At 67.6% G+C, this 8,614-nt stretch carries 6 protein-coding genes and 1 CRISPR repeat array; of the genes, 5 read left to right on the plus strand and 1 reads right to left on the minus strand.

From position 1 onward, the window contains the following. The 5 genes from cas7e to cas2e are packed head-to-tail and all read left to right on the plus strand — an operon-like array spanning position 1 to position 3,814. Positions 1-1,113, plus strand: coding sequence for a type I-E CRISPR-associated protein Cas7/Cse4/CasC (gene cas7e / locus G6R20_RS16215; RefSeq protein WP_163376992.1), 1,113 nt, complete (start codon positions 1-3; stop codon positions 1,111-1,113). Then, positions 1,110-1,814, plus strand: a complete 705-nt coding sequence (gene cas5e, locus G6R20_RS16220; RefSeq protein ID WP_163376993.1) for a type I-E CRISPR-associated protein Cas5/CasD — start codon at positions 1,110-1,112, stop codon at positions 1,812-1,814. Before cas7e ends, cas5e begins: the two co-directional genes overlap by 4 nt. Positions 1,815-1,819: 5 nt before the next feature. Continuing rightward, entirely contained in the window at positions 1,820-2,494 is a 675-nt protein-coding gene (gene cas6e / locus G6R20_RS16225) for a type I-E CRISPR-associated protein Cas6/Cse3/CasE (protein ID WP_275898266.1), read from the plus strand. A gap of 1 nt (position 2,495) precedes the next feature. Continuing rightward, positions 2,496-3,476 (plus strand): type I-E CRISPR-associated endonuclease Cas1e, encoded by a 981-nt coding sequence (cas1e, locus tag G6R20_RS16230; protein WP_163376995.1) that lies wholly within the window; start codon positions 2,496-2,498, stop codon positions 3,474-3,476. Then, positions 3,476-3,814 (plus strand): type I-E CRISPR-associated endoribonuclease Cas2e, encoded by a 339-nt coding sequence (cas2e, locus tag G6R20_RS16235; RefSeq protein WP_335672669.1) that lies wholly within the window; start codon positions 3,476-3,478, stop codon positions 3,812-3,814. Before cas1e ends, cas2e begins: the two co-directional genes overlap by 1 nt. Positions 3,815-3,983: 169 nt before the next feature. Further along, a CRISPR array of direct repeats spans positions 3,984-8,288; the repeat unit is 28 nt; unit sequence GTGCTCCCCGCGCGAGCGGGGATGGTCC. Positions 8,289-8,311: 23 nt separating this feature from the next. On the opposite strand, the gene G6R20_RS16240 is transcribed toward cas2e, so the two are convergent. Next, the coding region (locus tag G6R20_RS16240) for a transposase (RefSeq protein ID WP_163376997.1) at positions 8,312-8,614 on the minus strand (303 nt) is incomplete at its 5' end.

Raw genomic sequence — 8,614 nt, forward strand, 5'->3', positions numbered from 1 at the left:
ATGTCACTGTTCATCGACTTTCACGTCGTGCATTCCGTCCCGCCCGCCAACATCAACCGTGACGAGGACGGCAGTCCCAAGACCACCACCTTCGGAGGCACCAGGCGTGCACGAGTGTCGAGTCAAGCCTGGAAACGCGCCATGCGCCACGACTTCACCGAGCATCTGGACGAGTCCGAACTCGGGATCCGGACGCTACGGATGGTCGACCAGATCGCTGCGCGGATCGGCGCTCTCGATCCGTCCGGTAAGGATTTCGCACAGGAGCGCGCGGCTGAGGTGCTCACCGCCACCGGGATCAAGGTAGAGAAGGTCAAGCCTCGGAAGAGCGACGAAGACCCGAAGGAGTACTCGCGGACCGGCGCGCTTCTGTTCCTCAGCAATCCGCAGATCGACGCACTCGCCGAACTCGCCGTGACCACCGAAGGCAAGATCGAGAAGAAGGCTGCTAAGGACTTACTGTCGCGGGGCAACTCGATCGACCTCGCCCTGTTCGGTCGGATGATCGCGGACGCACCCGACCACAATGTCGATGCCGCAGCCCAGGTCGCCCACGCGATCGGCACGCATACCGTCGTGCCCGAGTTCGACTACTTCACCGCCGTCGATGACAAGCAGTCGGCGGACAACGCCGGCGCCGGCATGATCGGCACTGTCGAGTTCAACACCGCGACGCTCTACAGGTACGCAACGGTCAACGTCGCACGATTGCAGGAGAACCTCGGCAACGTCGAGGCGGTCGCTCGCGGCGTCGAGGCCTTCGCCCGTTCGTTCATCACCTCTATGCCGACCGGCAAGCGCAACACGTTCGCCAACAAGACGCTGCCGTCGCTAGTCCTGGCTACGGTACGTACCGACCAACCGATCAATCTCGCCGCGGCCTTCGAAGACGCTGTCCCCCCTACGGGCGGACTGACCAGAAGGTCGGTCAATGCACTGCTCGACGAAGCGGACCGGGTCTACTCGGCCTTTGACGCCAGACCGGCCGCGTCGTACGCGATAACCACGATCGATGCAGTGGACCTGGACGAGGCGATTCAAACCGTATCGCTCGATGACCTTATAACCTCTCTCGGCGGCGAGGTGCGGACGCGCGTTGGAGAGACCCTGTGACCGGGACGCTTCTGGTCGAGTTGGCAGCACCCATGCAGGCGTGGGGCGACTCCAGCCGGTTCACCCAACGGCAAACCCGCCCTGAGCCGACGAAGAGCGGCGTGGTAGGTCTGCTCGCTGCGGCGATGGGCCGTCGCCGTACCGATCCGATCGAGGACCTCGCGCGTCTCCGCTTCGGCGTGAGGACCGACCAGCCCGGTCGACTTGAACGGGATTTCCAGACGGAAATCGACTGGCGGACAGGAAAGTCTAAGGCGCTCACTCACCGCTACTACCTCGCCGACGCAAAGTTCGTGGCCGCCGTGGAGGGCCCCGCCGTGTTGCTGGAGGCTCTCGTCAGCGCTTTGAGGAATCCGACCTTCCCGCTGTATCTCGGTCGACGTTCCTTCCCTCCAGCCGGGCCGATCAGGGGGCGGATTGTCGACTCGACGGTGCAAGTTGCTCTCAGCGAGGCCGAGTGGACGGCAAGTACCCGTCATCGTCGCATGCAGGGCAGCACAGTGGGGCTTCCGGTCGTGCGTGACGCCGAACCCGGCGAGGCCATTGCGGAATCCGTCCGCGACTTTCCGATCAGCTTCGACCCCGCCCATCGGCAGTACGAGTGGCGGGACGTAGTGCACTACACGGTCCCAGTCCACAACCCTGCGTCCGAGCGCCCGGCGGCGCAGCTCGACTGGCTCGCTCCACTTGGAGGTAGCTAATGTACATGTCAAAAATCTCATTGAACCGGCGTCGTCGGGGAGCGATGAAGCTGCTCGGAAGCCGGCACGCGATGCATGCTGCGGTGATGTCATCGTTTTCTCCCGGCACACCTACGAGCACCGAAGCCGGACGAGTGCTCTGGCGGGTCGATCGCCATGACGAGGCCGTCGACCTCCTGGTCGTCAGCCCAGCCGAGCCGTGCCTGGCGCACATCAACGACCAAGCTGGCTGGTCGACGAGAGCTACCTGGGCCACCCGGGACTACAAGTCGTTCCTGGCGTCGATCACGGAAGACCAGGAATACATCTTCCGCCTCGCCGCCAACCCGACTCATCGGATCTCTACGCCAGCCGACGGAGGCGTTCGGAAGCAGATCGTAGGACACGTGACGGACGGTCATCAGAGGCAGTGGTTTCTCGATCGAACTGTGTCCAACGGGTTCAGCGTGATCGAGAACTCGTCGAACAGCGAAGACCGGACCCACCCTGAACTGGTGGTACGGGACCGTGAGACAGTCGTCTTTCGGCGAGGATCTCAGCGCGTCACGTTACGATCGGCCGTGTTCGAGGGCCAACTGCGGGTCGACGACACTGAACGTTTGCGCAAGGCGCTTACGCAAGGAATCGGCCGCGCCAAAGGGTACGGTTGCGGGCTGCTGACATTACTGCCGGTGTCCTGACATGGTCGAGATTCCCGGAGTGCGCCCAACGCGACCTAGCGAACTGGTCCGCGTCCAGGATCGGCTCTCGTTCGTCTATGTCGAGCGTGCGACGATCGGACGTGACGACAGCGCGATCACGGCAACAGATGACGCTGGCGTGATACATATACCGGCAGCTTCTCTTGGCGCGCTGTTGCTCGGCCCCGGGACCAGGGTGACGCACCAGGCGATGCTGTTGATGGCTGACAGCGGCTCAACAGCGGTATGGGTCGGAGAGCGCGGTGTCCGCTATTACGCACACGGGCGCCCACTCGGTCGGACCTCCCGGCTGCTGGACGCGCAAGCCCGCGCGGTGTCCAATACTCGCGGTCGCATCGCCGTCGCCCGCGCGATGTACGAGATGCGCTTTCCCGATGAAGAAGTGTCAGCGTGTTCGATGCAGCAACTTCGCGGACGTGAGGGAGCCCGAGTCCGCAGTCTGTACCGTACACATTCAGCGCGGACTGGGGTCGAATGGAAGCGTCGCGACTACGACCCGAAGGATTTCACAGCCTCCGACGTGATCAACCAGGCGCTCTCAGCAGCGCACACATGTCTGTACGGTGTTGTCCATTCCGTGGTTGTGGCCCTCGGTTGCAGTCCGGGTCTTGGATTTGTCCACACCGGCCACGACCGGTCATTCGTGTACGACATCGCGGATTTGTACAAGGCCGAAATAACCGTTCCGGTGGCCTTCGATGTAGCTGAGATCATCAATCGGGAACGCCTCCCAGCTGACGACGTGGGAGCCATGACCCGCAGAGCCGTTCGAGATGCCGTGAAATCCGGCGCCATCCTGACACGTTGTGTTCGTGACACCTACACCCTCCTCCTCACAGGAGACACGGATGCTGTGGAGGAAGCCGACTACGCCGATGTAATTGAGCTCTGGGACGACCGCGGCCACAATGTAGTCGGCGGCACCAATTTCTCATCCGCCGATGCGGACCTGCCGTGGTAGTGGTTGTCCTCACCAGTTGTCCGGCGAAACTCCGCGGACAACTTACCCGCTGGCTGCTTGAGATCAGCGCCGGAGTCTACGTCGGCCACGTTCCGGCTCGAGTACGGGACCTACTATGGAGCCAGATCGTCGAGTACGTGAAGGACGGCAAGGCGATCATGGTGCACAATTCTGACGGGGAACAGCGGCTTACATTCAAGACTCACCGTCACGAATGGGAGCCCGTCGATCTCGACGGCATCACCCTGATCCGTCGTCCAACCAACAACGAAACCACCCGTGGACGAGTTCGCAAGGGCTGGAGCACGGCTGCGCAGCGTCGACGCAGACGTTACTGAAGTGATCGGCCGCTAGGAGCCGCGAGATACTAGCGCTCCCGATTAGTAGCCTTGTACAAGTCAGTTCTTCGGCCGAGTGCTGCGCCATTTCTCCGTCCGACCCCAGCCACTCCTGTCATAAGTCATGGAAGAGTGCCTTAGTCGCTTGTAAGATGGCTGGTCAGCAAGCGTGCTCCCCGCGCGAGCGGGGATGGTCCCTTGATCGGCCGGGCGGTGATGCCCTTGATCCGGTGCTCCCCGCGCGAGCGGGGATGGTCCCACGGTCGCGACGGGGGGCGGGCACTTGACCCAGTGCTCCCCGCGCGAGCGGGGATGGTCCCTGCCCGTACCCTTGCGCCCCCGCCGTGGACACGTGCTCCCCGCGCGAGCGGGGATGGTCCGTCGCCGGCGTCATCGACACCGGCATAGGGACGGTGCTCCCCGCGCGAGCGGGGATGGTCCCGCCTCGCAGGACCTGGCGGTTGCACAGACCGAGTGCTCCCCGCGCGAGCGGGGATGGTCCCGCGGGCTTGAGCAGGTTCAGTACCGCAGACGAGTGCTCCCCGCGCGAGCGGGGATGGTCCCTGGATCTCCATCTCCTCGTCCCCGTTGTCTTTGTGCTCCCCGCGCGAGCGGGGATGGTCCCCGCGACGACACCACACAATGCGGGCTGGAGTCGTGCTCCCCGCGCGAGCGGGGATGGTCCCGTACCCACCACACCGAGCGCCGCCTTAAGCGCGTGCTCCCCGCGCGAGCGGGGATGGTCCCGTCCCGGCCGGGTGTGTACCCGGGCAGCACGCGTGCTCCCCGCGCGAGCGGGGATGGTCCGTCCAACGGATTGTCCGGCATCGTGAACAGCGAGTGCTCCCCGCGCGAGCGGGGATGGTCCGGATTCGCCAGGCTTGGGGTGGTGGGCGTTCAGGGTGCTCCCCGCGCGAGCGGGGATGGTCCCGTCGCCCCGGTGCGTGGGGACTGGCTCGGTACGTGCTCCCCGCGCGAGCGGGGATGGTCCCGGCTACGCGACCTCGGCTATCAGCAGATCACTGTGCTCCCCGCGCGAGCGGGGATGGTCCCATCTTTTTCGACATCGCCATCAGCCGGACACCGTGCTCCCCGCGCGAGCGGGGATGGTCCGGAGACGCCCCATGGCATTGGTGACTGGCACGGGTGCTCCCCGCGCGAGCGGGGATGGTCCCCCACTGCACGATTCGCCCGGATCGCCCGGCCTGTGCTCCCCGCGCGAGCGGGGATGGTCCCGGGTTGACGGTGATGGGCGCGTACCCGGTGACGTGCTCCCCGCGCGAGCGGGGATGGTCCCACTTACATCCATCCCACTCGCAGTGGGGGCGTGTGCTCCCCGCGCGAGCGGGGATGGTCCCTGCGGCTGGTCCGCGAAGACCTCGCCGGTCTCGTGCTCCCCGCGCGAGCGGGGATGGTCCCGACCGCTTCGACCTGCTGGGGACCTCCGCGTACGTGCTCCCCGCGCGAGCGGGGATGGTCCCCCGGCCCACACGGTCATGGTGCCGCTCGTGCCGTGCTCCCCGCGCGAGCGGGGATGGTCCCGCCCCGTGAATGTCCACGATCCGCGACACAACGTGCTCCCCGCGCGAGCGGGGATGGTCCGTCCGCCGCCGCGACGATGACCGGACCGAACACGTGCTCCCCGCGCGAGCGGGGATGGTCCACCGCCCGGGTCATGTCCTCGAAGGCGTCCAACGTGCTCCCCGCGCGAGCGGGGATGGTCCTCGGTTCCGTTCACTCCCCCTGTTGAGCCGGAAGTGCTCCCCGCGCGAGCGGGGATGGTCCCTCGTCAACGATTTCGATACCGCTTGGCACGCTGTGCTCCCCGCGCGAGCGGGGATGGTCCCGACTGCCACGACGACCTACCGATATTACCAACGTGCTCCCCGCGCGAGCGGGGATGGTCCGGACACAGGCTCGGTAGCCAACTACCCGGCCCCGTGCTCCCCGCGCGAGCGGGGATGGTCCCACCAGGAACGTGCCCGAAGTGAGACGTACCACGTGCTCCCCGCGCGAGCGGGGATGGTCCCGTCTTCACATCACAGGCCCCCTGGATCTGCGCGTGCTCCCCGCGCGAGCGGGGATGGTCCCCGCGAGGGCCTCATCGTCGGCATCGTCCGCGCCGTGCTCCCCGCGCGAGCGGGGATGGTCCCTCATCGCGCCCCCATGTAGGTCTGTGCGTGCTGTGCTCCCCGCGCGAGCGGGGATGGTCCCCGGGTTATGTCTCAGGCGGTCACCGAGGCGGGGTGCTCCCCGCGCGAGCGGGGATGGTCCGGAGCGGGCGGGCGACGAGCACACGCGCAGCGAGTGCTCCCCGCGCGAGCGGGGATGGTCCCTCACTGGACTGGATCCCGGTCAGCTCGCCCTCGTGCTCCCCGCGCGAGCGGGGATGGTCCCGTTGATGACGCGAGGTCACCGGCAAGCTGGATGTGCTCCCCGCGCGAGCGGGGATGGTCCCGACGCCTGCCTCGATCCCACTGAGGCGGGCCTGTGCTCCCCGCGCGAGCGGGGATGGTCCCTCGGGCCGCATGATCGCCTCGCCGCCAGACAGGTGCTCCCCGCGCGAGCGGGGATGGTCCCATCCGGGCCGAACTGGCGCGGAGCGGCACCTCGTGCTCCCCGCGCGAGCGGGGATGGTCCGGCCGCCCGGTTCATTCACCGCCAGGTGTTGGAGTGCTCCCCGCGCGAGCGGGGATGGTCCCTCGGGGGTTTGATGTTGCGGTGGGTGGAGGTCGTGCTCCCCGCGCGAGCGGGGATGGTCCCTGCCCGTACCCTTGCGCTCCGGCCGTCGAGACGTGCTCCCCGCGCGAGCGGGGATGGTCCCGCCACCCCGGGTCGAGACCTCGTACCAGCCTTGTGCTCCCCGCGCGAGCGGGGATGGTCCCGATGCGGCCGTCCTGGGGTTGATCTCGGAGGGGTGCTCCCCGCGCGAGCGGGGATGGTCCCACGTACCCGTCGGCGGCGCGGATTCGCCATGCGTGCTCCCCGCGCGAGCGGGGATGGTCCCGGGGCGCAGCCCATTGACATTACGGAGCATTTGTGCTCCCCGCGCGAGCGGGGATGGTCCGTCGGTGAGGGTGTCGTAGACCGGGGCGGTCATGTGCTCCCCGCGCGAGCGGGGATGGTCCCGAGTCGTCCCTCGGCATCGAGGTGTCCAACTCGTGCTCCCCGCGCGAGCGGGGATGGTCCTCCACCCATGCGGTATAGCGGGCGACCGCCGCAGTGCTCCCCGCGCGAGCGGGGATGGTCCCGACTTCTACGCGCCCAGGACGGCGCAGCAGATGTGCTCCCCGCGCGAGCGGGGATGGTCCCCGAAGGTCGTTCTCCTGGGTGGGTGACTCGGCGTGCTCCCCGCGCGAGCGGGGATGGTCCCTCGGGCACCTCGGTGTCGTCGTGGACCCGCTGGTGCTCCCCGCGCGAGCGGGGATGGTCCCAGGTCCTTGATCGCCTCCCAGTTGTCCCCGAAGTGCTCCCCGCGCGAGCGGGGATGGTCCCGTGTCGTCGCGCATCTGCATGAGGCCCTTGGTGTGCTCCCCGCGCGAGCGGGGATGGTCCCGATGGACTACCAGCGGCTAGGTTCCGAAGAGAGTGCTCCCCGCGCGAGCGGGGATGGTCCCCCCGCGGTGGCGGTGATCGACCTGGCCCAGGGGTGCTCCCCGCGCGAGCGGGGATGGTCCCAATTCCCGCCTCGTCGTCGTCGACGCGATACTGTGCTCCCCGCGCGAGCGGGGATGGTCCGTTGCGTCCTCGGCTTCGTCGAACCCACCTGCGAGTGCTCCCCGCGCGAGCGGGGATGGTCCCGCCTCGCCCTTCTTCCGCAACGCCTCATCACGGTGCTCCCCGCGCGAGCGGGGATGGTCCCGCCGGGTTGACCCCGGCGAGGATGTTGCCGTCGTGCTCCCCGCGCGAGCGGGGATGGTCCCAGCATCCCGGCCCGCACGACACGCTCGAGTACGTGCTCCCCGCGCGAGCGGGGATGGTCCTGTCCAGCCCCTGCTCGGCCGCAGCGCGTGTCAGTGCTCCCCGCGCGAGCGGGGATGGTCCCGATCCCGCCGGCGCCCCACTCATCACGGCGTCGTGCTCCCCGCGCGAGCGGGGATGGTCCCTCAACCAGCGGACGATGCAACCCGAGGACCGGGTGCTCCCCGCGCGAGCGGGGATGGTCCCCGTCACCGAGACCACCGACTCGCCGGTACCGATGTGCTCCCCGCGCGAGCGGGGATGGTCCCACTTCACCGTCCCGGCCCGTCAGCTCGTCGATGTGCTCCCCGCGCGAGCGGGGATGGTCCCGGTTGCTCGTCTTCGCCGTGTATGTAGAGGGTGTGCTCCCCGCGCGAGCGGGGATGGTCCCACGGGCGCTCACACCATCAGCGAGACGCCGGAGGTGCTCCCCGCGCGAGCGGGGATGGTCCCCGTGGGGCCAAGGCCGCGAAGGGTGCCCGGTGGTGCTCCCCGCGCGAGCGGGGATGGTCCCGACCGGCGGCTCAGGTCGTCCACCTAGGGTGTGTCTCCCAATCGGCGTAGCCAGGTGAGAATTGCGCAGAGGGTGACGGCGGCGCGGTAAGTGATCGCGAGTTTGTCGTAGCGGGTGGCCAGCGCTCGCCATTGCTTGGCCAGTGCGAAGGAACGCTCGACGACGTTTCGGTCTTTGTAGAGGTCAGTGTCGAGTTTCGGGGGTCGGCCACCGCGGCTGCCGCGGCGTTCGCGAGCGGCGATGGTGTCGCTTTTCTCTGGGATGACAGCGGCGATACCGCGACTGCGGAGCTGGCGTCGGATCGTGCCAGACGAGTAGGCCTTGTC

Source organism: Dietzia sp. Alg238-R159 (assembly GCF_900537145.1).
GTDB lineage: Bacteria > Actinomycetota > Actinomycetes > Mycobacteriales > Mycobacteriaceae > Dietzia > Dietzia kunjamensis.